This is a genomic window from Stenotrophomonas sp. SrG, assembly GCF_050031795.1.
GTDB lineage: Bacteria > Pseudomonadota > Gammaproteobacteria > Xanthomonadales > Xanthomonadaceae > Stenotrophomonas > Stenotrophomonas rhizophila_A.
This window is the reverse complement of sequence record NZ_JBNBBE010000744.1, coordinates 1-246: the sequence shown is the minus strand read 5'-3', so window position 1 is coordinate 246 and position 246 is coordinate 1. Positions and strand designations below refer to the sequence as shown.

At 70.7% G+C, this 246-nt stretch carries 1 protein-coding gene; it reads left to right on the top strand.

From position 1 onward, the window contains the following. Positions 1 to 20: 20 nt before the first annotated feature. Positions 21 to 246: response regulator (locus tag ACQG3P_RS21540; RefSeq protein ID WP_426806193.1), on the top strand; the 226-nt coding region annotated here is incomplete at its 3' end.

Below are 246 nucleotides of genomic sequence, written 5' to 3'. Positions count from 1 at the left end.
TCAGCACCGCGCCGGCGGCGATACCATGCGTCCACGGGCCCGCAGCGGGTCGCCGATGGCCACCACGCGGAGCAGGCCTGAGCACCCACACCGACCACATACTGGTTGTCGATGACGACGCCGATATCCGCCAGCTGGTCGGCGACTCCCTGCGCCGCAACGGCCTGCGCGTAAGCCAGGCGGCCGACGGGCGCGAGATGCGCGCCACGCTGGAGACCTGTGACGTGGACCTGATCGTGCTGGACG